Annotated in this window: 24 protein-coding genes; 7 read left to right on the forward strand and 17 right to left on the reverse strand. The window is 68.2% G+C overall.

Annotation, left to right across the window (positions count from 1 at the left end; genetic code table 11):
- Nucleotides 1-45: 45 nt before the first annotated feature.
- From Y958_RS10645 to coxB, 8 genes are all read right to left on the reverse strand, one after another.
- Nucleotides 46-825, reverse strand: a complete 780-nt coding sequence (locus Y958_RS10645; RefSeq protein ID WP_088871957.1) for an SURF1 family protein — start codon at nt 823-825, stop codon at nt 46-48.
- A complete protein-coding gene (locus Y958_RS10650) occupies nt 822-1,172 on the reverse strand; it encodes a DUF983 domain-containing protein (RefSeq protein WP_338038977.1) in 351 nt (116 codons plus the stop codon). The genes Y958_RS10645 and Y958_RS10650 overlap by 4 nt, the downstream gene beginning before the upstream one ends.
- A 122-nt stretch (nt 1,173-1,294) precedes the next feature.
- Nucleotides 1,295-2,164, reverse strand: a complete 870-nt coding sequence (locus tag Y958_RS10655; RefSeq protein WP_040845183.1) for a cytochrome c oxidase subunit 3 — start codon at nt 2,162-2,164, stop codon at nt 1,295-1,297.
- Between the two features lie 186 nt (nt 2,165-2,350).
- Nucleotides 2,351-2,980 (reverse strand): cytochrome c oxidase assembly protein, encoded by a 630-nt coding sequence (locus Y958_RS10660; RefSeq protein ID WP_281288826.1) that lies wholly within the window; start codon nt 2,978-2,980, stop codon nt 2,351-2,353.
- Between the two features lie 99 nt (nt 2,981-3,079).
- Complete coding sequence (locus tag Y958_RS10665; RefSeq protein ID WP_088871958.1) at nt 3,080-3,274, reverse strand: hypothetical protein; 195 nt, start codon at nt 3,272-3,274, stop codon at nt 3,080-3,082.
- 44 nt (nt 3,275-3,318) lie between these two features.
- Complete coding sequence (gene cyoE / locus Y958_RS10670) at nt 3,319-4,230, reverse strand: heme o synthase (protein ID WP_088871959.1); 912 nt, start codon at nt 4,228-4,230, stop codon at nt 3,319-3,321.
- A 134-nt stretch (nt 4,231-4,364) separates the two neighbouring features.
- Nucleotides 4,365-5,978: a cytochrome c oxidase subunit I gene (ctaD, locus tag Y958_RS10675; RefSeq protein WP_004272470.1), complete on the reverse strand. Its 1,614-nt coding sequence runs from the start codon at nt 5,976-5,978 to the stop codon at nt 4,365-4,367.
- 56 nt (nt 5,979-6,034) lie between these two features.
- Complete coding sequence (gene coxB / locus Y958_RS10680) at nt 6,035-6,940, reverse strand: cytochrome c oxidase subunit II (RefSeq protein WP_004272471.1); 906 nt, start codon at nt 6,938-6,940, stop codon at nt 6,035-6,037.
- A gap of 584 nt (nt 6,941-7,524) precedes the next feature.
- Here coxB and tldD point away from each other — a divergent pair.
- The 3 genes from tldD to Y958_RS10695 all read left to right on the forward strand — a co-directional run bounded on the left by tldD (nt 7,525) and on the right by Y958_RS10695 (nt 10,138).
- The gene (gene tldD, locus Y958_RS10685; RefSeq protein ID WP_088871960.1) at nt 7,525-8,958 is read left to right on the forward strand and encodes a metalloprotease TldD; all 1,434 of its coding nucleotides are present in this window, start codon (nt 7,525-7,527) and stop codon (nt 8,956-8,958) included.
- A gap of 37 nt (nt 8,959-8,995) precedes the next feature.
- Nucleotides 8,996-9,580, forward strand: a complete 585-nt coding sequence (locus Y958_RS10690; protein ID WP_088871961.1) for a DUF5655 domain-containing protein — start codon at nt 8,996-8,998, stop codon at nt 9,578-9,580.
- Nucleotides 9,581-9,946: 366 nt separating this feature from the next.
- A complete protein-coding gene (locus Y958_RS10695) occupies nt 9,947-10,138 on the forward strand; it encodes a hypothetical protein (protein WP_040849078.1) in 192 nt (63 codons plus the stop codon).
- Nucleotides 10,139-10,294: 156 nt separating this feature from the next.
- On the opposite strand, the gene Y958_RS10700 is transcribed toward Y958_RS10695, so the two are convergent.
- Nucleotides 10,295-11,662: a glutamate--cysteine ligase gene (locus tag Y958_RS10700; protein ID WP_088871962.1), complete on the reverse strand. Its 1,368-nt coding sequence runs from the start codon at nt 11,660-11,662 to the stop codon at nt 10,295-10,297.
- A gap of 93 nt (nt 11,663-11,755) precedes the next feature.
- Entirely contained in the window at nt 11,756-12,547 is a 792-nt protein-coding gene (locus Y958_RS10705) for a 16S rRNA (uracil(1498)-N(3))-methyltransferase (protein ID WP_088871963.1), read from the reverse strand.
- 197 nt (nt 12,548-12,744) lie between these two features.
- Between Y958_RS10705 and ubiA the strand changes: the two genes are divergently transcribed.
- The 3 genes from ubiA to Y958_RS10720 are packed head-to-tail and all read left to right on the forward strand — an operon-like array spanning nt 12,745 to nt 15,914.
- A complete protein-coding gene (gene ubiA, locus Y958_RS10710; protein ID WP_088871964.1) occupies nt 12,745-13,677 on the forward strand; it encodes a 4-hydroxybenzoate octaprenyltransferase in 933 nt (310 codons plus the stop codon).
- Nucleotides 13,674-14,327, forward strand: coding sequence for a class I SAM-dependent methyltransferase (locus tag Y958_RS10715; protein ID WP_088871965.1), 654 nt, complete (start codon nt 13,674-13,676; stop codon nt 14,325-14,327). The genes ubiA and Y958_RS10715 overlap by 4 nt, the downstream gene beginning before the upstream one ends.
- 57 nt (nt 14,328-14,384) lie before the next feature.
- Entirely contained in the window at nt 14,385-15,914 is a 1,530-nt protein-coding gene (locus tag Y958_RS10720; protein ID WP_088871966.1) for a UbiD family decarboxylase, read from the forward strand.
- A 13-nt stretch (nt 15,915-15,927) separates the two neighbouring features.
- Here Y958_RS10720 and Y958_RS10725 read toward each other — a convergent pair whose 3' ends face one another.
- Nucleotides 15,928-16,686, reverse strand: a complete 759-nt coding sequence (locus Y958_RS10725; RefSeq protein ID WP_088871967.1) for a copper homeostasis protein CutC — start codon at nt 16,684-16,686, stop codon at nt 15,928-15,930.
- Nucleotides 16,687-16,715: 29 nt separating this feature from the next.
- Nucleotides 16,716-17,636 carry an ROK family protein gene (locus Y958_RS10730; protein ID WP_088871968.1) on the reverse strand — a complete coding sequence of 307 codons (921 nt, stop codon included), beginning with the start codon at nt 17,634-17,636 and terminating at the stop codon, nt 16,716-16,718.
- 89 nt (nt 17,637-17,725) lie between these two features.
- Between Y958_RS10730 and Y958_RS10735 the strand changes: the two genes are divergently transcribed.
- A complete protein-coding gene (locus Y958_RS10735) occupies nt 17,726-18,736 on the forward strand; it encodes a LacI family DNA-binding transcriptional regulator (RefSeq protein WP_088871969.1) in 1,011 nt (336 codons plus the stop codon).
- On the opposite strand, the gene Y958_RS10740 is transcribed toward Y958_RS10735, so the two are convergent.
- The 5 genes from Y958_RS10740 to Y958_RS10760 all read right to left on the reverse strand — a co-directional run bounded on the left by Y958_RS10740 (nt 18,725) and on the right by Y958_RS10760 (nt 22,736).
- A complete protein-coding gene (locus Y958_RS10740; RefSeq protein WP_186291157.1) occupies nt 18,725-19,504 on the reverse strand; it encodes a transporter substrate-binding domain-containing protein in 780 nt (259 codons plus the stop codon). The two genes, Y958_RS10735 and Y958_RS10740, sit on opposite strands and share 12 nt — an antisense overlap.
- Before the next feature lie 147 nt (nt 19,505-19,651).
- A complete protein-coding gene (locus Y958_RS10745; RefSeq protein ID WP_088871970.1) occupies nt 19,652-20,569 on the reverse strand; it encodes a glycosylasparaginase in 918 nt (305 codons plus the stop codon).
- On the reverse strand, nt 20,566-21,339 hold the full coding sequence (locus Y958_RS10750; RefSeq protein ID WP_088871971.1) for an amino acid ABC transporter ATP-binding protein: 774 nt from the start codon (nt 21,337-21,339) through the stop codon (nt 20,566-20,568). Before Y958_RS10750 ends, Y958_RS10745 begins: the two co-directional genes overlap by 4 nt.
- A gap of 18 nt (nt 21,340-21,357) precedes the next feature.
- Entirely contained in the window at nt 21,358-22,029 is a 672-nt protein-coding gene (locus tag Y958_RS10755; RefSeq protein ID WP_088871972.1) for an amino acid ABC transporter permease, read from the reverse strand.
- Nucleotides 22,029-22,736, reverse strand: a complete 708-nt coding sequence (locus tag Y958_RS10760; RefSeq protein ID WP_088871973.1) for an amino acid ABC transporter permease — start codon at nt 22,734-22,736, stop codon at nt 22,029-22,031. The genes Y958_RS10755 and Y958_RS10760 overlap by 1 nt, the downstream gene beginning before the upstream one ends.
- Nucleotides 22,737-23,208 lie beyond the last annotated feature (472 nt).

Genomic DNA, 23,208 nt, shown 5'->3' on the forward strand with positions numbered 1-23,208 from the left:
CCCAATGAATGCGCCCGCCCCCCCGCGCCCGCAGGGTCCTTGATATCACGGCGCTCCCCGCTCCCTCTCCACCCGGCTGAAGCGCAGGTAGGCGATGACCGCCAGGGCAACGGCCAGGCAGTACCAGGTGATGGCGTACTGCAGATGATCGTTGGGGATGGTGACGCGGGTCTGGCCGCCCACGGGGAAGCCGCCGGGGTTGGGGGTGGCGCCGGCCTCCACCACCACCGGCTCCGGCACCTCGGTCCCCGCCTTGGCCGCCATGGCCGGCAGGTCGTACCACAGCCAGAAATTGTCGTTCACCAGATTGTCCGGCTGCATCCAGCCGCGGGGCGGCGGCACGCGGGCCACCCCGTCCACCGTCACCTCGCCTTCCAACTGGCCCTCGGGCCGGCGCGCCGGGTCCTTGCCCTGGGTGGGAACCCAGCCGCGGTCGACCAGCACCACGCCGCCGCCGTCCGCCCGCACGAAGGGCGTGACGACGTCGTAGCCGGGGGCGCCCTTCAGGGAACGGGCCCCCAGGTACAGCTCATGATCATTCAGGAAATGGCCGGTGATGCGCACCCGGCGGTAATCCCAGGCCTTGGGATCATCGATCTTGGCCGGCAGCTCGGCCGGGGCGGCCGCCATCTGCTGCTGGATGTGATCCAGGATGCCCTGTTTCCAGAACAGGCGTTGCACCTGCCAAGTGCCCAGGCCCGCCATGAACAGGATGGCGCCGCCAGCCACCAAGCCGCCCCAGAAGGTCGGGCGGAAGCGCCGGCGCCCCTTCGCGACGGGGCCGGGGGTGGCGCCGGTAGGGGACGCGGTGGACGAAGAAGTCATGCACCAGGATTCCTATCGCTATCACGATCGCCATGCCCGGCGCCATGTCCAGGCGTGTCTTCGGAGGGCTCCTCGAATTCGGCCCGGCGGTAGCGGTATTGCAGGGCGAACACCACGCCCTTGGCCGGGCGCAGCAGGCCCAGCGTGCCGCCCAGGATGACCACGCCCCAGACCAGGGCGGTCAGCCATAGAGGCCAGTCCACCCGCATGGACACCATCAACGCGACGGGCACGATGACGAAGCCCAGGATGAAGATCAGGAAGACGGCGGGGCCATCGCCGCTGTCGCCCCGGGCCAGTTCCAGGCCGCAGACGGGGCAACGCTCCGCCACGGTGAGGAAGCCCACGAACAAATCGCCCCGACCGCAGCGGGGACACTTGCAGCGCAAGCCCGCCAAGATCGGGGCGACGGAGGAGGCATCAGGTTCCAAGGTTTATGTCCGTCAGGAACAGAACGACGGTCCTGGCGTCAGTGCGGAATCACGCCGCGCGGCGTGGAACCCCACCAGTAGATGCTGACGAACAGGAACAGCCAGACCACGTCCACGAAGTGCCAGTACCAGGCCGCGGCCTCGAAGCCGAAGTGGCTCTTGGGCGTGAAGTGGCCGGCGCGGGTGCGGAAGAAACAGACGATCAGGAAGATCGTTCCGACGATGACATGGAAACCGTGGAAGCCGGTCGCCATGAAGAAGGCCGAGGTGTAAGCGTTCTGGGCGAAGCCGAACTCGGCGTGCATGTACTCGTAAGCCTGGAAGCAGGTGAACAGCAGGCCCAGCAGGATGGTGAAGCCCAGGGCCCGGGCGGCTTCCTTGTTGCGGCCCTCCACCAGCGCATGGTGCGCCCAGGTGACCGTGGTGCCCGACAGCAGCAGGATGACGGTCATCAGGATGGGCATGTCGAAGGGGTTGACCGGTTCGATCCCCTTGGGCGGCCAGACGCCGCCATTGGCGGCGACGCGGCCGATCTGCTGCGCCTCGTTGAAGTAGATGCTGGTGTCGAAGAAGGCCCAGAAGAAGGCGACGAAGAACATGACCTCGGAGGCAATGAACAGCGTCATGCCGTAGCGCAGGCCGATCTTCACGACGGGGGAGTGCAGCTTGCGCACCACCGATTCGCCGATGACGTCGCGCCACCAGGCGAACATGACACCCAGCACGCCCAGGAAGCCGACGATGGCCAGGATCCAGCCATGGCCATGCATGCCCAGCACGGCACCGCTGGTCAGCAGGCCCGCCGCGACGGAGGCGACCAAGGGCCACGGGCTGGGGTCCACCAGGTGGTAGGGCTGCTTTATGCCCTCAGAATTTCCGGGCGCGGAGTTAGCCTGGACATCAGCCATGTTCTTGTTTCCCTCGGATCAAAACAACGCGGTGGTCGTCAGATAACGGCGGACATTGCCGCCCCGGTCCTTATTCGTGCCCTCCCTGATCCCCCGCGCTGGGGGGACTGGACACTCCCTTGGTAAACGTTCCTGCCGCGCCCGTCCAGAGGTTGTGCGGCTTTGAGGCCATTGCCCGGCTACGCTTCAGCCGCCAGGACGCGCTTTGGCGGCCTGATCCTGCACGGCCGCCGTCGTCTGGTCGGCTGCCAGGAAGAAGGTGTAGGACAGGGTGATGGTGGCCACGTCCTTCATGTGCGGGTCGTCGGCCAGCGCAGGATCGACGAAGAAAGTCACGGGCATGTCCAGTTCCTGCCCCGGCTCCAGCCGCTGGCGGGTGAAGCAGAAGCACTGGATTTTGTTGAAATAAATGCCGGCCTTGTCGGGCGTGACGTTGAAGGTGGCGGTGCCCACCAGCGCCTTGTCCGACAGGTTCTTGGCGTGGTAGCGGATCTCCCGCACCTCCCCCAGCTTGACCTGCACGGCATTCTGAAGGGGACGGAATTGCCAAGGCAATTCGCGGTTCACTTCGGCATCGAAACGAACGGTGACCGTGCGGTCGACCACGCGGTCGGCGCCCCTCTCCGCCACCTGCGTCGTGCCGCCGAAGCCGGTGGCCTTGCAGAACACCCGGTAGAGCGGCACGGCGGCGAAGCTGAGCCCCACCATACCGGCCACGATGGTCAGCGCCCCCACCAGCATGCGCCGGTTGCGCCGGGCCAGCTCGGGCCGCGCGGGCGGAATCTGCGGGGAAACGGGACCTGGGGTGTCAGCCAACCTGTCGCCTCCCTGGCTTTGACGACGGCCTTCCCGGTGGGCGGCCGTCTTTGCGCGCCGATGGCGGGTTCGCCCGCCGAATTCTTATTGGGCAAGGGGTTATTGGCCTTGCGCGTGCAGCCCCATGCGCACGATGGCCACGACATAGATCAATGCCACGAAGCCCAGCAGCGAGAAGAATAGCGCTAGGTTCTTGCCACGCTGGCGGCGCGCCCGCTCGGCCGCGTCGAGGACCGGCTCAGGCGCGGAGGAGGTGCCAGCAGGGGTACCAGTGGGATTGATGGTATTGGCCATGCGGTCAGGGTTCCTATGCGGAGGGGCCCTCTCAGGCGAGGGCGTCAGGCCACCAGCTTCTCACCGATCAGGATGGCGAGCAGCAGGAAAAGGTAGAGGATGGAATAGGCGAACATCTGCTTGGCGGCGCGATGGGTCTTGTCCAGCATGACCCGCACGGCGCAGAGGATGAACAGCAGGCTGAGCACCGTGGCGCCCACCAGATAAGCGATACCGCCCACACCGAACCAGTGGGGGGCGATGGCGATGGGCAGCAGCAGCAGGGTGTAGACCAGCATCTGGCGCTTGGTGGCGGCCTCGCCCGCCACCACGGGCAGCATGGGCACGCCGGCACGGCTGTAATCGCCGCTGCGGAACAGGGCCAGCGCCCAGAAATGCGGCGGCGTCCAGAAGAAGATGAGGCAGAACAGCAGCACCGGGCCGATGCTGACGTCGCCCGTCACCGCCGCCCAGCCGATCATGGGCGGGAAGGCGCCGGCGGCCCCGCCGATGACAATGTTCTGCGGCGTGCGGCGCTTCAGCCACATGGTGTAGACGAAAACGTAGAAGGCGTTGGCCACGCCCAGGATGGCGGCGGCCACCCAGTTGACCGCCAAGCCCATCAACAGGACCGACGCCACGGACAGCACGACGCCGAAGGCCAGCGCCTCATCCGGGTTGACCTTGCCCTGGGGGATGGGCCGGCCGCGGGTGCGCTCCATGACGGCGTCGATGTCGCGGTCGTACCACATGTTGATGGCGCCGGCGGCGCCGGCGCCCACGGCGATGCAGAGCAGGGCCACCACCGCCAGGACCGGGTGCAGGGTGCCGGGCGCCACCACCAGGCCGGCCAGGCCGCTGAACACCACGAGCGACATGACCCGGGGCTTCAGCAGGGCGATGTAGTCGGCCACACTGCCCGGCAGGCTGGCGGCCTGGGCGGGGACAGTCTGGCTTTCGAAGGCGGTATCGGTCATCTGTCTTCGCATCTCATCCGACGTCGTCGGCCCCATGCGGGGAGCCGATGGCGTCTTTAATCAGGCAAAACCGCGCGGGAAGCCACCCCTCCCGCGCGGTCGTCGCCTATGCAGCCGGTGCCACCCTCAGCACCTTACTTGATGCGGGGCAGAACCTCGAACTGGTGGAACGGCGGCGGGCTGGACAGCGTCCACTCCAGCGTCGTCTCACCGGTGTTCCAGTAATCGGCGCCGACGCGCCGGCCGAACATCAGGGTATAAAGGGCCATCACGACGAAGAACAAGGTGGAGCCGAAGGAAATGTAGGCCCCGATGGAGGAGATCTGGTTCCACATGTGGAACGCGTCCGGGTAATCCGGGATGCGGCGCGGCATGCCCTGCAGGCCCAGGAAGTGCTGGGGGAAGAAAATCAGGTTCACGCCGATGAAGGTGGTCCAGAAGTGCAGGTGGCCCGCCCATTCCGGATGTTCCCGGCCCGACATCTTGCCGATCCAGTAGTAGTAGCCGGCGAAGATGGCGAACACGGCGCCCAGGCTCAGCACGTAATGGAAGTGCGCGATGACGTAGTAGGTGTCGTGCAACATCACGTCCAGGCCGCCGTTGGCCAGCACCACGCCGGTGACGCCGCCCACGGTGAACAGGAAGATGAAGCCGATGGCCCAGACCATGGGCGGCTTGAACTCGATGGAGCCGCCCCACATGGTGGCGATCCAGGAGAAGATCTTAACGCCCGTGGGCACGGCGATGATCATGGTCGCCGCGGTGAAGTAGGCGCGGGTGTCGACGTCCAGGCCCACGGTGAACATGTGGTGCGCCCAGACGATGAAGCCGACCACGCCGATGGCGACCATGGCGTAGGCCATGCCCAGATAGCCGAACACCGGCTTGCGCGAGAAGGTGGAGACGATCTGGCTGATGATGCCGAAGGCCGGCAGGATCATGATGTACACTTCGGGATGGCCAAAGAACCAGAACAGGTGCTGGAACAGCAGCGGGTCGCCGCCGCCGGCCGGGTCGAAGAAGTGGGTGCCGAAGTTGCGGTCGGCCAGCAGCATGGTGATGGCGCCGCCCAGCACGGGCACGGCCAGCAGCAGCAGGAAGGCGGTCACCAGCATCGACCACACGAACAGCGGCATCTTGTGCAGGGTCATGCCCGGCGCCCGCATGTTGAAGATGGTGGTGATGAAGTTGGCGGCACCCAGGATGGAGGATGCGCCCGCCAGGTGCAGGGCGAAGATGCCCATGTCGACCGAGGGGCCGCTGTGGCCCACGGTGGAGGACAGCGGCGGATAGATGGTCCAGCCGGTACCGGCGCCCGGCCCGATCAGCGAGGACGAGACCAGCAGCAGGAAGGCCGGGACCAGCAGCCAGAAGCTGATGTTGTTCAGGCGCGGGAAGGCCATGTCCGGCGCGCCGATCATCAGCGGCACGAACCAGTTGCCGAAGCCGCCGATGACGGCGGGCATGACCACGAAGAACACCATGATCAGGCCATGGGCGGTGATCAGCACGTTCCACTGCTGGCCGATGTCGGCCGACAGGTGGTTCAGGATCTGGATGCCCGGCTCCTGCAGTTCCATGCGCATGATCACCGAGATGGCGCCGCCGATAAGGCCGGCGATCACGGAGAAGATGAGGTAGAGCGTGCCGATGTCCTTGTGGTTGGTCGAGAACAACCACCGCTTCACGAACCCGGGCTTATGGTCGTGATGCGCGTCGTGAGCCGTATCGTGGGCTGCGTGCGCCATAATTCCAGTTCCCCTCGTTTAATCTCAGGCGGGGTTAAATGTCAGACGGGGCCAACTCAGCGCGCGGCGCCATTGTCCGTCGCCAGGGCGGTCTTGGTGGCCCCTGCCTTGGCAATCCCCTGGGCCGCTTCGAGCGACGCGAGGAACTCGCGGCCCGCGTCGATGCCGGCGGTCTTGGTCTTCTCGGCCCAGGCCTTGTAGTCCTCCTTGCTGACGGCATGGACGACGATAGGCATGAAGCCATGGTTGGTGCCGCAGATTAGGGTGCACTGGCCGTAGAAGGTGCCTTCGGTGCTGGCCTGCAGCCAGGTCTCGTTGATGCGGCCGGGCACGGCGTGCAGCTGCACGCCCAGCGAGGGCACGTACCAGGAATGGATGACGTCGGCGCCGGTCAGCAGCAGGCGGACCGGCGTGCCCACGGGCACCACCATCTCGTTGTCCACCGTCAGCAGGCGGGGCTGGCCCGGCTTCAGGTCGCCGTCGGAGACGATGTTGCTGTCGAAGGAGATGTCATTGTTATCCGGATATTCGTACGACCAATACCACTGGTGGCCGGTGATCTTCACCGTCATCTCAGGATTGGGCGTGCGGTCGCCGTAGTAGAGGACGCGGAAGGACGGCACGGCCACGATCACCAGGATCAGCACCGGCACCACGGTCCACGCCACCTCCAGCAGGGTGTGGTGGCTGGTCTTGGACGGGACGGGGTTCGCGCGCCTGTTGAAGCGCACCATGACCGTCAGCAGCAGCAGCGATACGAAGGCGACGATGCCGATGATGATGTAGAGCAGCAGGGTGTGGAAGTTCTCCAGCTGCACCGCCACGGGCGAGTAGGCATGCTGCATGCCCAGCTTGCCCGCCTCGGGCATGCTCACCACCGGGTCGGCCAGCGCCACCGAAGCGCGCCCCGCCAGGGCCGTCAAAAGGGCCGCGAAGGCGGCGGCGTTCTTGCGTACGGACATCCCTTACCACTCTCTCGTTGCCGGGGACGCGCGACACGTCCCACCCGAAGATTGTCCTGGTGACCCACGCCGGCCCCGCACGCCCCCTGTTCAGGCGCCGCACCAAACGCGGGATGCCGTCCCATCCTCCCGTTTATTATGGGGGCCCGTCCTTGATCGACCTGCCCCCACCCCCACCTCCCGTTGCGGCGGGACGAAGCGGCGACGGCGTCGGCTATCGGGGCACCTGTCCGGGAGTTTAGACCCAGCATCGCAAGCGCCCCCGATGGTTAAGGGACACCTGCATCGTGGCAGACCATAACGTTCCCGATCCTTGACGTAAAGCGGACAACGCGTCCCAGCGCATACCGTTGGGCGCACTGCCCCGCCCGCCGGACCCGCCAGGGTGGCGCAAAAGCGGGCCGACGCTACAGCCTTGGCGTGCTTGAGGATTCCCGGTCCCGTCCATCTCCGCCTTCGAAGGGCGGCCTTTCCCCTGGCGATGGCGGCACCGACACGCCATGTTATGAAGGTCACGCCCCACCCGGGTGGCCGGCCCTGCCGCCGCCCCGGCTTTTCGGCCCGTTCCTTGGAGTTTCGCGACCATGAGCCTGCTCGCCCAGACCGACGATCTGTTTTTCACCCGGGCCGGACTGGACCGCGCGCGCACCGAATCGATCGTCGCCGACGCGCTGAAGGGCGGCGACGATGGCGAGCTGTTCCTGGAGTACGCCCAGTCCGAAGGCGTGTTCTGGGATGACGGCAAGCTGAAGAGCGCGTCCTTCGACACCACCCAGGGCTTCGGCCTGCGCTCCGTCGCTGGGGAGACCACGGGCTTCGCCCATGCCTCCACCCTGACGGAGGAGGCGCTGAAGCGCGCGGCCGCCACCGTGCGCACCGTACAGGCCGGCCATGGCGGCACCTATGCCGAGCCGCCGGTGGGCACCAACCGCGCCCTCTACGCCGCCGACAACCCCTTGGCCATCGTGCCGTTCGAAGCCAAGGTGAAGCTGCTGGCCGACATCGACGCCTACGCCCGGGGCCGCGACCCGCGCGTGCGCCAGGTCAGCGCCAGCCTGACCGGCGAGTGGCAGGCCGTGCAGATCATCCGCGCCGACGGCCACCGCGTGGCCGACATCCGCCCCCTGGTGCGCCTGAACGTCTCCGTCGTCGTCGGCGAGGGCGACCGCATGGAGGCCGGCAGCTTCGGCGCCGGCGGCCGCCTGGCCTATGAGCGCTACATGCAGCCGGAAACCTGGCGCCACCATGTCGACGAGGCCCTGCGCCAGGCCCTGGTCAACCTGGCCGCTGTCCCGGCGCCGGCGGGCGAGATGCCGGTGGTCCTGGGGCCGGGCTGGTGCGGCGTGCTGCTGCACGAGGCCATCGGCCACGGGCTGGAGGGCGACTTCAACCGCAAGGCCACCTCCGCCTTCTCCTCTCTCATCGGACAGCGGGTGGCCGCCCCCGGCGTCACCGTGGTGGACGACGGCACGCTGGAAGGGCGCCGCGGTTCCATCACCGTGGATGACGAGGGCACGCCCAGCCAGTGCAACACCCTGATCGAAGACGGCGTCCTGGTCGGCTATATGCAGGACCGCATGAACGCCCGCCTGATGGGGGTGAAGCCCACCGGCAACGGCCGCCGTCAGGGTTTCAGCAGCGTGCCCATGCCGCGCATGACCAACACCATGATGCGCTCTGGCGACCGCACCAAGGAAGAGATCCTGGCCTCGGTGAAGCGCGGGCTGTACGCCGTGAACTTCGGCGGCGGCCAAGTGGACATCGTGTCCGGCAAGTTCGTCTTCTCCGCCTCGGAAGCGTACCTGATCGAGGACGGCAAGATCGGCCCGTCGGTGAAGGGCGCCACACTGATCGGCAACGGCCCGGACGCCCTGACCAAGGTCACCATGATCGGCAATGACAGCTGCCTGGACGAGGGCATCGGCGTCTGCGGCAAGCAGGGGCAGAGCGTGCCGGTGGGCGTTGGCCAGCCCACGCTGCGCATCGACGGCCTGACCGTCGGCGGCACCGCGGCCTGACCGGGACGGCCTGAACCGGACGAGAGGGAGGGCGGCCATGGGCAAGAGCCCGGACGAGATGATGGCCGCCATCCTGCGCAACCTGCCGGCCAAGACCGGCCGGGACGCGGGGGGATGGGCGGCCCTGATCAAGGCGGAGGGGCCGGCCGAGCCCAAGGCCTGCGCCCGCTGGCTGAAGCAGGCCCACGGCCTGGGCGGCGCCACGGCACAGGTCCTGGCGGCCCACGCCCTGGGCGGCATCCATGACCTGACACCGGAACAACGGCTGGACAAGCTGTATGAGGGGCGGGAGGACCTGCGCCCCATTGGCGACCGGCTGACCGCCCTGGCCCGGGGCCTGGGCGCCGATGTCACCAGCACCGTGCTGTCCACCATGGTCTCCTTCAGCGCGGGATTGAAGTTCGCGGAAGCCAAGCCGGCAGGTAAGGGCCGAATCGACCTGGGACTGGCCTTGGGCCGCGAGCCCCTACCCCCAAGCGCCGTTCCCCTGACGCCGGTCAAGACCGCCGACGCCAGCGACCGCATCACCTACCGAATCCCATTGGCCTCGATGGACGCGATCACCGAGGAGGTCGCCGCCTGGCTGGCGCGCGCCCATGCCCGTGTCACGACACGCGACTGAATTTCCGCCGCGTCGCCCCAGGCGTCCCCGCCATCGCCGAAGCCGGCCGGGAAGCGGCGCGCGACCACCGGCGGCCGGCTGGGCAGCGACTGTCCCGGCCGGCCCCCGACTCTGGAGAACCGTATCAACCCCGCCCGGAACGCCGCCGGGCTAGGGGATCTTTGCGTGTTTTTGGTTATTCCTGCGGCCCGGATGCGTCAGACGCGGGGCTGGATGGAAACCGGTATCAATTTCGCAACGCTTCCGGTCAAAAGACCGGTTGCCCACATCGCCGCAGTACGCATAAATCAATTCGTTGCGTCATTGACATCAAAAGGAGTTTTTATGCGTCACTATCAGTTATTGGCAGCAACTTTTGGTCTTGCCTTGCTCACAGCCGGTTGCCAGACCCAGACGGACAACGCCCAGACGGCCAGTGCGGCCGCACCCAAGGCCGCCGCCCAGCAGCGGTGCGTGAACACGGGCAGCCGCCTGGCCGGCAATTGCAACGACGTCGGCCACGCCGACCCCAAGGATCTGCTGAACCGCCCATCGGGCACCAGGGTCCCTGGGTCGTAAGACTCGGACCAGCCGATAGACCCGACCAACCGGGAGAAATGACGCCACCGGCCTCCGGGGGGGGGAAGCCCGATGGCGTCGATAGGGAGGAATCCCCGGCCATAGCCGGGGCAAATAAGGCAGGTGAGGCACCAAAGGTCCGTTGAACGGCCGGCCTCAGTACGCGTATTCCGCGTAGACGCGATCAATATCGCCGCCCCATTCCCCATTGAACTTGTTCAGCAGTTCCGTGGCCGGCGAAACGCCGCTGTCCACGATGGCCTGCAGCGCGTCCAGGAAGTGGCTTTCGTTGTCGCCCATGCCGGCCAGGCGCGCGCGGTTGTCCAGGCCGTTGCGCGAAATGGCCACCGTCTGGCGTGCAAGGTCCAGGACGGTGCCCTTGCGGAAGGGCGTGTCGAGGCCCAGGCGGGGCACGTTGTTGCGCAGCTGCGCCCGCTCCTCCTCCGTCCAGTCCTTGATCATGTCCCATGCGGCGTCCAGCGCCGTGGTGTCGTACAGCAGGCCCACCCACAGGGCCGGCAGAGCGCACAGGCGGGCCCACGGGCCGCCGTCGGCGCCGCGCATCTCCAGGAAGCGCTTCAGCCGCACCTCCGGGAACAGGGTGGTCAGGTGGTCCACCCAATCGGTGATCAGCGGCCGCTCACCCGGCAGGGCGGGCAGTTCCCCCCTGAGGAAGGCGCGGAAGTCCTGGCCCGAGGCGTCGATGTACTGGCCGTCGCGATAGACGAAGTACATGGGCACACCCAGCGCGTGGTCGGCGTAGCGTTCGAAGCCGAAGCCGTCCTCGAACACGAAGGGCAGGTCGCCGCAGCGGTCGGGATCGGTGTCCGTCCACACATGGCTGCGCAGGCTCTGGAAGCCGTTGGGCTTGCCTTCCTTGAAGGGGCTGTTGGCGAACAGGGCCGTGGCGATGGGTTGCAGCGCCAGGCTGACCCGGAACTTCTTCACCATGTCGGCTTCAGAGCTGAAGTCCAGGTTGACCTGCACCGTGGAGGTGCGGGTCATCATGTCCAGGCCCATGGTGCCCTTCTTGGGCATGTAGTCGCGCATGATGCGGTAGCGGCCCTTGGGCATCCAGGGAATATCTTCCCGCTTCCACTTGGGATTGAAGCCCAGGCCGATCATGCCGATGCCGAGGTCGGCGCCGATGGCGCGCACCTGGGCCAGATGCTCCGACACCTCGCCGCATGTCTGGTGGATGGTGCTGAGCGGCGCGCCCGACAGTTCGAACTGTCCACCCGGTTCCAGCGTGATGCTGGCCTGGCCCTTGGTCAGGGCGATGATGTTCTCGCCCTCCTTCACCGGGGCCCAGTCGTAGCGGGTCGCCATCTCGGACAGGATGCGGCCGATGCCCTGCTCGCCCTCATAGGGCAGCGGGCGGTTGTCGCCCAGGCGGAAGGCGAACTTCTCGTGTTCCGTGCCGATGCGCCAGGCATCCGCCGGCTTGTTGCCCTGTTCCAGATATTCGACCAGCTCACGGCGGTCGGTGATGGGGGCACCCGGGCTCTTCGGCGGCGCAGACATCAGGTCGGTCCTTCTTTACAAAGCTTGGCTTCACAAGGCTTGGGTATCAAAGCGCGGCTGGGGGCCAGGAACAGGGAACAGGAAACGGCAGACTCAACGGAACGGCGGGCGCGCGTCCTGCCCTGGGGCGGCGGTCCAGTCGCCCGCCAGCGCCTGCCACAGGGCAAGCACAGCGAAAGCGGCCGTGTCCGCCCGCAGAATGCGTGGACCCAGTCCTACCGGGACAACAAAGGGTGTTTTGGCAAGCTGGTCAAGCTCACCGGGATGGAGGCCCCCCTCCGGTCCCACAAGGAACGCCGCTGGACGCCCCGACGCAGTAGCCGCCGTCACAGCCGTGGCCAGGGGTTGGGCCGCGCCCGTCTCCGCCGCCACGAACAAGGTGCGATCCCGGGTCAGGGGGTTCGCGGGCCAGCCGGCCAACAGGGACGAGAGGTCGGTCAGAGGGTCGACCACGGGCACCGACAGCCGCTCGCACTGTTCCGCCGCCTCCACCGCGTTGGCGCGCAGGCGGTCCAGGTTCACCCGCGGCACGTCGCCCCGGCGGGTCAGCACGGGGCAGAGGCGGGCCACGCCCAGCTCCGTCGCCTTTTCCACCACGTACTCGGTGCGGCCCCCCTTCAGCGGCGCGAACAGCAGCCAGGCGTCCGGCACCGCCACCGGCGGCCGGGTCTGTTCCAGCAGGGTGATGGTGCCGCCCGACTTGCTCAGCGCCGATATCTCCCCCAGCCATTCGCCGCCGGCCTCGTTGAAGGCCAGCAGCCGGTCGCCGGGCGCCTGGCGCAGCACGCCGCGCAAATAGTGCGCCTGGTCGCCCGACAGCGGCGCCGACTGGCCAGCGGCCAGGGGCGTGTCGACATGCAGGCGGGTGCGGGGGCGGTCGGCCATGGGATCAGTCGTGGAGAAAAGAGACGGAACGGGAGAGGTCTAGATGCGGAACAATCATTCCTTTGTCCATTCTACCATTGAACACTCGAGCATTTTTCAAGGGTCAGCCCGTCCGTCCGAAGGGTGACCGGCCGCCCTTTCTTGGCGGCCAGGTTCCCGCTAAGGTCCCCGCAAACACCCGAACAAGGCTTCCCAGCATGCCCAGCGAGACCATAGGCGCCGGCCATACCGACATCCGCCAGGGCGACTGGATCGACCGGCATGTGCCGCCCCGCGCCCGCCCCTACGCCCGGCTGGCGCGGCTGGACCGACCCATCGGCACCTGGCTGCTGTTGCTGCCGGGGCTTTGGTCCATCGCCCTGGCCGCGGAACCCGGCCACCTGCCCAGGCTGTGGCTCATGTTGCTGTTCGCCGTGGGCTCGGTCGTCATGCGGGGCGCCGGCTGCACCATCAACGACATCATCGACCGCAAGTTCGACGCCCTGGTGGAACGCACCCGCGTGCGCCCCATCCCCAGTGGCGCCGTCAGCGTGCCCCAGGCCATCGCCTTTCTGATCGCCCAGTGCCTGGTGGGCCTGGCCGTGCTGGTGCAGATGAACCGGCCCACCATCGTCATGGGCGCCACCAGCCTGGTGCTGGTGGCCGCATATCCCTTGATGAAGCGCATCACCTGGTGGCCCCAGGCCTTCCTGGGCCTGACGTTCAATTGGGGCGCCCTGCTGGGCTGGGTGGCGGTGCGGGGCGACCTTGCCTGGCCGCCGGTGCTGCTCTACGCCGGCGGCATCCTGTGGACCCTGGGCTACGACACCATCTATGCCCACCAGGATCGCGAGGACGACGTGAAGGTGGGCGTGAAGTCCACCGCCCTGCGCTTGGGCGCCGCCTCCAAGCGTTGGATCCTCGGCTTCTACGCCGGCGCCACGGCGCTGTGGACGCTGGCTCTGATGGCCGCCGGTATCCACCCGCTGGCCTACCTGGGCGTGGCCCTGACCGGCGGCATGCTGCTGCGCCAGGCCTGGCAGTGGCGCCCCGAGGATCCGGCCGACAGCCTGGCCGCCTTCCGCGCCGCCCGCGTCGCCGGCTGGGTGTTCCTGGCCAGCATCATCCTGGGCATGGCGGCCGCGTCTTGAGCGACATCGATCGCGCCGCCTTCATCCGCGCCAACACCGCCCCCGAGGCGCCGGCCCTGGTGCCGGAACTGACGCTGCTGACCGCCAGCGAGATCACGCCCCTGTGGCAGGCGACGGAGGCGACGCTGGCGGCCAAGGATCTGCCACCCCCCTTCTGGGCCTTCCCCTGGGCCGGCGGCCAGGCTGTCGCCCGCCACGTGCTGGACCATCCGGAGCTGGTGCGGGGCGCCCGCGTGCTGGACTTCGCCGCTGGAAGCGGCCTGATCGCCATCGCCGCCGCCAAGGCGGGCGCGGCCGCCGTCATGGCGGTGGAGATCGACGCCTACGCCATCGCCGCCATAGGCCTCAACGCCCGGCTGAACGGCGTGGCCGTGACGGCGGTGGAGCGCGACGTGGTGGGCCAGCCCCTGACGGACATCGACGTCGTGCTGGTGGGCGACGTCTGCTACGAGAAGCCGATGGCGGAGCGGGTCATGGCCTGGCTGCGCGCCCTGGCCGGTGACGGACTGGTGATCCTGATGGGGGATCCCGGCCGTACATACCTGCCAAAGGACGGGCTGGTTCCCCTGGCCACCTACCGCGTGCCGACGACGCTGGAGCTGGAGGACCGCACTCACCGCGACAGCGTCGTCTGGCGGGTGGAGGCTTGACCTGGCGGGGCCCCATCCGCTCCTTTACCGCCTGATTCCCTACCCTGGATATTTCCCATGCCCTACGCCTCCTTGCGTGAGTTCATCGACCGGCTGGAACAGTCGGGCCGCCTGGTGCGGGTCAAGACCCCGGTGTCCACTGTGCTGGAGATGACCGAGATCCAGACCCGCCTGCTGGCCGAGGGCGGCCCCGCCGTCATTTTCGAGAACGTCATCAAGGCCGACGGCACCCGGTCGGAAATGCCGGTACTGATCAACCTGTTCGGCACGGTGGAACGGGTGGCCTGGGGCATGGACCGGGAGCCGCATGAGCTGCGCGACGTGGGGGAGACGCTGGCCTTCCTGAAGCAGCCGGAGCCGCCGCGCGGCCTGCGCGACGCATGGGAGATGCTGCCCCTGGTGAAGACCGTCATGGCGATGCGCCCACGCACGGTGGGCAGCGCCCCGTGCCAGGAGGTGGTGCTGACCGGCGACCAGATCGACCTTGGCCGCCTGCCCATCCAGAGCTGCTGGCCGGGTGAGCCAGCGCCCCTGATCACCTGGCCCCTGGTGGTGACGCAAGGTCCCACGGCCAACGACAGGGATGGCATGGCGGAGGACCGCTTCAACCTGGGTATCTACCGCATGCAGGTGCTGGGGCGCGACCGCACCATCATGCGCTGGCTGAAGCACCGCGGCGGGGCCCAGCACCATCATCGCTGGAAAGCCGCGGGCAAGCGCGAGCCCCTGCCCGCCGCCGTGGTGCTGGGCGCCGATCCCGGCACCATCCTGGCCGCCGTGACCCCGGTACCCGAGACGCTGTCGGAATACCAGTTCGCCGGCATGCTGCGCGGCAAGAAGGTGGACCTGGTCGACTGCAAGACCGTGCCGCTGAAGGTGCCGGCCCAGGCGGAGATCGTCCTGGAAGGCTACGTCTCGCTGGACGAGTACGCGGACGAGGGCCCCTATGGCGACCACACCGGCTATTACAATTCGGTGGAGAAGTTCCCCGTCTTCCAGGTCACCGCCATCACCATGCGCCGCGACCCCATCTACCTCTCCACCTTCACCGGCCGGCCGCCGGACGAACCCTCGGTCCTGGGCGAATCCCTGAACGAGGTCTTCATTCCCCTGCTGCGCCAGCAGTTTCCGGAGATTATCGATTTCTGGCTGCCGCCGGAGGGCTGTTCCTACCGCATCGCCGTCGTCTCGATGCGCAAGGCCTACCCGGGCCACGCCAAGCGGGTGATGATGGGCGTCTGGTCCTTCCTGCGGCAGTTCATGTACACCAAGTGGGTCATCGTCGTGGACGACGACATCAACGCCCGGGACTGGAAGGACGTGATGTGGGCGGTGTCGACCCGCATGGACCCCGCGCGCGACATCACCGTCATCGAGGGCACGCCCATCGATTACCTGGACTTCGCCAGCCCCGAATCGGGCCTGGGCGGCAAGGTCGGCCTGGACGCCACCAACAAGCTGCCCCCCGAAACCCACCGCGAATGGGGCGAGAAGATCGCCATGGACCAGGGCGTGGTGGACGAGGTCAGCCGCAAATGGGCCAGCTACGGCCTGCCGGGCAGTGGCAAGCCGATCTGGCGGAAATGAGGCTCCGCCAAGCTCAGGGCCACTGATCGGCCTCGATGTCCCGGATCGCTGCCGCCAGCCACATGACCGTCGCCGCGTCCGTCTCCCGGGCGCCGGGCTGGACGAAGCCGAAGTGCAGCAGGTGCTGGTCCACCACCGCCGGGGCCATGCCGCAGGAGGCGTGGACCTCGGTCACGCCGGTCTGGCGGATGAGGTCGACGGCGTTGTCGGGGGTGACGCCGCTGCCGGCCATGATGCTGATGCGGCCCTGGGCATGGTCCACCAGCTCGGCGATGGTCTCCGCCCCCTCGACCGCCGTGCGGGCGCAGCCGGAGGTCAACACGCGTTCGAAGCCCAGCTCGATGGCGATGTCCAGCGCCTCGATGGGGTCGGGGGTCAGGTCGATGGCCCGGTGCAGGGTCAGGCCCAGGCCGCCGGCACGGTCCACCAGGATGGACAGGGCGGCCGCGTCCAGTTCGCCGCTGGGCAGGCTGGCGCCCAGCACCACGCCGGGCAGGCCCAAGGCCCGCACCGTGTCGATATCGTCGCCCATGACGTCCAGGTCGGCGGGGCCATAGACGAAGTCGCCCGGGCGAGGGCGGATCATGGCGTAGGCGGGCCGTCCGCTGGCCGCCGCCAGCGCCATCAGGCCGCGCGACGGCGTCAGGCCGCCCACCACCAGGGCGGCGCACAGCTCCAGCCGGTCGGCCCCCCCCTTGATGGCGGCGGCCACCCCCGCCGGGCTGTCCACGCACACCTCAAGCCGCACGCGATTCGTTTCCGCCCGGGTCATGCCCGCACTCCCCCTCAAGCCTTGTTCCGTTACCGGTTCCGTTCCAGCCACCGGGCGCCCAGGATGGCAGCCCCCAGCATGCCGGCCGCCCCGCCCAGCGCCGTGGGCACCAGCAGCGCCCCCCGGGTTCGGCGCAGGATACGGGTCCGCACCGCCTGGTCCAATGCCGAAACGAGGGCGGCGTCGGATGACAGGCCGCCCCCCACCGGCACCAGGCCGGCACCCACGGCGTTCACCACCACCGCCAGGGGATCGGCCACGAGGTCGACATAGATGTCCATCGTGCGGGCGGCGTCGCGGTCGCCGGCATGCCACGCTGCCGTCAGCGCCTGGCTGTCCAGCCGCACGCCGTACAGGGCGTGATGCAGGCGCTCCAGCCCCCGGGCGCCACCAATGGTGTCGACGCAGCCCGCCTGGCCGCAGCCGCAAGGCAGGCGGGCCAGGGTGACGCTGGGATCGCCCGCCACCTGCTTCACCACCGGCCCGTGGCCCCATTCCCCGGCCCCCGGCACCAGGCGGCCGTCCACCACCAGGCCGCCGCCCACGCCCGTGCCCAGGATGATGCCGAAAACCGTGTCCTGGCCGCGCGCCGCCCCCACCGTCGCCTCCGCCAGGACGAAGCAGGCGGCGTCGTTGCCCACCACCACGGGGCGGCCGAGCGCCGCCGTCAGGTCGGCCACCAGGGGCGTGCCCGTCAGGCAGGGGATGTTGGCGCAGCTGGCCAGCCCCGTCGCGGGATCGATGTCGCCGGCCAGCGCCAGGGCCACCGGCGCGTCCTCGGGCCCTGGCGCCTGATCGATCAGACCGGCCAGCGCCTGGACGAAGGCGGCGCGGTCGCGGGCCGGCGTCGGCACCCGCCCGACACGGGTCAGCGCCCCTGTCACCGCGACATCTGTACTGGCTGTCCCCAGGGAAATGTATGACCCGCCGATATCGAAACAGTATATCAAGATTGAAATCTTCTTTCGTTAATGTGCCCGGTTTTATAGGAAACCGCCGGCACCTTATCGGCGTTGGGAAAGAATAGGGAATGGCTGGGATGGACGGGAACGGAACCGACAAGCTGTGCGCACCCCTTCCGGCCAACCCCACCATAAGCGACGTGGCCGAACGGGCCGGCGTGTCGCGGGCGGTGGCGTCCCGGGCGCTGTCCGACGAACAGCGGCCCGTCTCGGCGGAGAAAAAGGCGCGCGTGCTGCAGGCGGCGCAGGAGCTGGGATTCCGCCCCAACCTGCTGGCCCGCAGCCTGACCACCAAAAGCGTCAACTTGGTGGCCGTCGTCGTCAACCACATCCATGACCTGAGCGACCTGGATCTGTTCGATCCCCTGCTGGCCGCCGTGCAGAACATGGGCAAGCAGGTGATTTTCATCCGGGTGGGCTCCAGCGACCGGGTGGAGTCCTTCCTGCGCACCGGCGTCGCCTATCACGTCGACGCCGCCATCGTCTTTTCCGATTTCGCCGACGCCGCCACCGCCCGCACGCTGTTCCGCAGCGACCAGGTGCTGATGCTGAATGGCCGGCACGATGACGACTCCCCCGCCGTCATCCCGGATGAGCGGGTGGGCATCACCGAGGCCGTGACCCACGCGGCGCGCCAGGGGGTGAAAAGCGCCGCCCTGGTCACAGGCCGCCTCACGTCCGTCCTGGAGCAGGCGCGCATTCGTTTGTACCAGGATGCCCTGGCAGCCCAGGGCATCCGGCTGACGGCCAGCCTGCAGGGCGACTATTCCTACGCCAGCGGCCACAAGGCGGGAGAGGAGCTGGCGCTCACGCCCCGGCCGGACGCCATCTTCTGCACCTCCGACGCCATGGCCATGGGCGTGCTCGACCGCCTGCGGGCGGACTTCCCCCAGGGCCGCGCCACCACCACGCGCCTGTACGGCTTCGACAACCTGTCGCTGACGGATTTCGACGCCTATCCCATTTCCTCCATCGGCTATGACAAGCAGGCCTATGTGGCGGCGGTCATCGCCGTGCTGACCGGTGCGGCCACCGGCCCCTGGCCCCTGACCCTGCCCACGCGCTTCCATCCCCGGCTAACCGGCTGACAGCGCCGGAACGGCCGCGTCCCGGCCCCACCATTTGCGGTAGTTCGCCTCATACGCCCCGGACTTGATGTAGTCAGCGACGAAGCCGTTCAGCCAGTGCAGGAATTCCGGATCGCCCTGGGCCAGGCCGATGGCGATGGGTGCATTGGAATAAAGGTCGGGCAGGATCTTCAGGGTGGGATAGACGCTGGCCAGATAGTCCATCATGGATGAATCCTCGATGCCGGCATCCACCCGCCGCTGCACCAGCAGCAGCACGCCATCGGGCGCGAAGGTATCGGTGTGGACCAGCTTCGCCCCCGGCACCGCCTGGCGCAGGAAGGCCTCCCCCGTCGTGCTGCGGCCCACCACCACCCTCTTGCCCGCCAGATCCGACAGCTGGTCGATACCGGCGCTTTTCTGGACGATGACGCGCAGGCCCGCGCGGTTGTAGGGGATGGTGAAGGCGATGGTCTTGGCGCGTTCCGCCGTGGCCGTCAGGTTGGCCACCGCCACGTCGATCTGGCCCGACACCAGCATGCTGACCCGGGCGTCGCCGGAGACGTCGGTGTATTCCACCCGCACCCCCAGCTTGTCCGCCAGACGCTTGGCCACGTCGACGTCATAGCCGGCGGGCGCGTTGCGGTCGTCGCGGAAGCCCACCGGTTCCCCACCCAGCGACACCCCCACGCGCAGCACGCCGCGCTGGCGGATATCCTCCAGCTTGCCGGCCCAGGCGGGCGTCACGAGCAGGAGGGCGGCGAGCATGGGCAACAGCTTGCGCAGCATGGGAATTCCTTATGCGACCCTCAGACGCCGGACACCGCCATCCGGCGGCTTGGCTTTCTCAGTTTCCAGTCCACTGCGTTCCCCGAAAACCTCCGGCGGACACAGTCGTGTCCGACAGCGGCATGAGCCGCGTCTCATGCCGCTGGGCTAAACCGTACGGGCGATGCGTTCCTCAGGGGCGGACAGCAACGGATCCCAATACCAATAGCGAATGGCAGGGCCACAGCGGAAGCTGACCACCTCATGGTTGCCGTGGGCGTCCAGCGCGTGGATGACCACGCCGGCCAGGAAGCCCTCGCGCAACTCCGCCAGGTCCGCCACCGCCAGGTCCACCGCCTCGCGCAGGGATTTGCCCAGCTGCAAGGCCAGGACGATGGCGCGGGCGGTGCCGCAGCGCACCGTCATCTCCCCCGTATGGGTGCAGGCGGCGGCACCGAAACGGCTGTCGGCGTAGAAGCCGGCGCCGGCGATGGGCGAGTCGCCCAGACGACCGGGGTACTTCCACGCCCAGCCGGAGGTGCTGGTGGCCGCGTGCAGGTCGCCTCCGGCGTCCTGTCCCAGGAACACCGTGGTGTCGCGCACCCGCTCGGGATCGGTGATGGCGCGGCTGAGCGGCGCCAGCGGGATGTTGGGGAAGGCGGCAAGGTCAGCGGGCGGCAGCTCCTTCTGCAGCCGCTCCCACCACACCCGGCGCGAATCCTCCAGCAGCGTCGGTTCCACGTCGAACCCGCACTCCAAGGCGAAGCGGCGGGCCCCGTCACCGGTCAGCAGGGTGTGCGGCAGGCGGCGCATGACCTGCAGGGCCACCGCACTGGCCGGGATGACGTCGCGCAACGCCCCGACCGCCCCCACCTGGCGGGTGCCGCCGTCCATGACGCCGGCGTCGAACTCCATCTCCCCCAGCATGTTGGGCCAGCCGCCGTAGCCGACGCTGCGCACCGTCGCCTCACGCTCCACCCGCGCGATGCCGGCCACCAGGGGGTCGGGTCCCCGCTCCCCCGCCCTCAGGCGATCAATGGTGGTCTGGAACCCGGGCCAAGCCTCGGAATTTGCGATCAAAATCATGCGGGGATCTCGGCAAGGGGGGCGGCGGGCGCCATCTTGGACAGGAATTGACGAATGCGCGGATGGGCCAAACCACCATCCGCGGCGAAGAACTGGTCCGTGGGCAGGTCGACGATCAGGCGCCCCTGGTCCAGGAAGACGATGCGGGTGGAGATGCGCCGGGCGAATTCCACCTCATGCGTCACGAACAGCATGGTGGTGCCGCCCCCTCCGGATTGACGGGCCGCCAGTTTACCCAGGATGGCCAACACCTCCGCCGTCATCTCGGGATCCAGCGCGCTGGTCACCTCATCCAGCAGCAGGTAGCGCGGATTCATGGCCAGTGCCCGGCAGATGCCCACGCGCTGGCGCTGCCCGCCCGACAGCTGGCCGGGATAGGAGTCGGCCTTGCCCGCCAGCCCCACGCTGGCCAGCAGGGCGTGGGCCTGCGCCTCCACCTCATCCCTGGGGCGCCTCAGCACCAGTTCCGGCGCCAGGGTGATGTTTCGCAGCACCGTCATGTGGGGGTAGAGGTTGAACATCTGGAACACGGTGGCCGACAGGCGGCGCGCCCGGGCCAGCTGGCGCGGGTCGGACACGTCCAGCCCATCCACGGTGATGCGGCCGCCGTCCAGCGCCTCCAGCCCGTTGATGCAACGGATCAGCGTGCTTTTGCCCGAGCCGCTGGACCCCAGGATGGTCACCACCTCCCCCGGCGCCACCGTCAGGCTGACCCCGTCCAGCACCGTGTGGGCGCCAAAGCGCTTGACCACGCCCTCCACCGCCATCATGCCGTCATCTCCAGCCCCCTAAAGCCCCAGCGGAGCGGCATGGGCGCGCAGCCGCCGCTCCCATCGATTGCCCAGCAGCGTCAACGTCTTGGCCGCCGCGAAATACAGCACGCCCACCATGGCCCACACGGCGAAGGGACGCAGGGTGCGCAGGTTCAGGATGTCACCGGCCTTGGTCAGGTCCACCACCCCGATGACGGAGACCAGGGAGGTCACCTGCAACTGGTTGACCGCCAGGCCCACCAGCGGCGCCACCGCGAAGGCGAGCGCCTGGGGCCCCAGAATGTGGCGCACCAGCTGGACCCGGCTGAGGCCGAAGGCGCGCGCCGCCTCCACCTGGTCCCGCCCCACCGCGTCCAGGCCGGCAACGGCGATGAAATAGACGAAGGCCGCCGTGTTGGCCGACAGGGTCAGGCCCGCGGCGAAGACGGGCGTCAGCGGCTGGTGGATCAAGGCCGGCACCCCGAAGAAGACCAGGAACAGCTGCACCAGCACGGGGGAATTGCGCAGCAGTTCCAGGCCGGTGTGCAGCAGGGTGCCCAGTGCCGGCACACGGAAGTGGCGCACCACGGCCGCGCCCGATCCCAGGACCAGCCCGATGAGGAAGGTGCCGGCGAACAGGCCCAGGCTGACGGCCAAGCCCTGGGCCAGCAAAGCGCCGTCATGCCATGTGAAGCCGGCGTGCCGCATCAGGCCGTCCTCCCCATCACCCCATGAGTTGCCCCAGGGGCCGCCCCGTTCTCCGCCATGTGCCGGTTCAGGCGCCGGTGCAGGGCGTCGATTCCCAGTGACACGGCATAGGTCAGGCCGGCGTAGGCGGCCAGCAGGAAGGCGTAGACCTCGAACGGGCGGTAGGTTTCCGACGCCACGCCCCGGGCCGTCCCCGTCACCTCGTCCAGCGTGATCATGGACAGGATGGAGGAGCTGAGCACCAGGTTCACGAAAACGGAACCCAGGGGCCGGATGGCGGTGCGCAGGGCGATGGGCAGGACGACGCGGCGGATGATGGCGAGCCGGGACAGGCCGCTGACCTTCGCGGCCTCGACCACGCCGGGCTCGATCGCCAGGATGCCGCTGCGCACCACATCGCTGCCATAGGCGCCACCCACCAGGCCGAGCGCCAGCACGCCGGTCCAGAAGGCGTCGATATACACGCCCACCTCGGGCAGGCCGTAGAACAGGAAGAAGACCTGCACCACGAAGGGCACATTGCGGAAGACGTCGACATACAGCCGCGCCAGTCGGCCCGCCCAGCCCCTGCCAACCGCCAGCAGCCCCAGCGCCGTGGCCAGCGTGAACGCGCCGACGATGCCCAGCGCGCACACCTCCGCCGTCAGCAGGGCACCCGCCAACAGCGTGTCCAGATGGGGCGTCAGCACCGTGAGGTCGAAGGGCAAGGGCGATCCCTGTTTGGTGAAATCGGTTTCAATTTCGGGAGCGTATCACCCGCACCGTCCTCAGCACCATGGGGAATCCACGTCGCCGATGCCAGAAAAGAAAACAGGGCCGCGGGGTTGGCGCCCGGGCCCTGTAAGGTTGATGGACTACTTCCGGGAAGAAACCCGAAAGGTTGACCGAACGAACCGGGGCGGCAGATCCCCGTAGTGGTCCATTCGACCGACCGAATGCGTCAGGCGGGGCAGCCTTCGCGCATTGGCCAGGGGAACCTAGCCCCAGTCGGTAACAAACGGATGTCACTTGTTGATAGGCTAAGAAACAAATCGTTGCAATTGTGCTTTCAGTTACCCTTCAGAAACATTTCCGGCAACCGGTGCCCTTTCCTTATCGCGCCAACGCCTTCACCCAAGGTCAGGCTTCCCCCGGGGCCCCGCTACCTGGCAAGCTGGCGCCGAATGCCCACATGTGGCC

The organism is Nitrospirillum viridazoti CBAmc, from assembly GCF_000730165.1.
GTDB classification, from domain to species: domain Bacteria; phylum Pseudomonadota; class Alphaproteobacteria; order Azospirillales; family Azospirillaceae; genus Nitrospirillum; species Nitrospirillum viridazoti.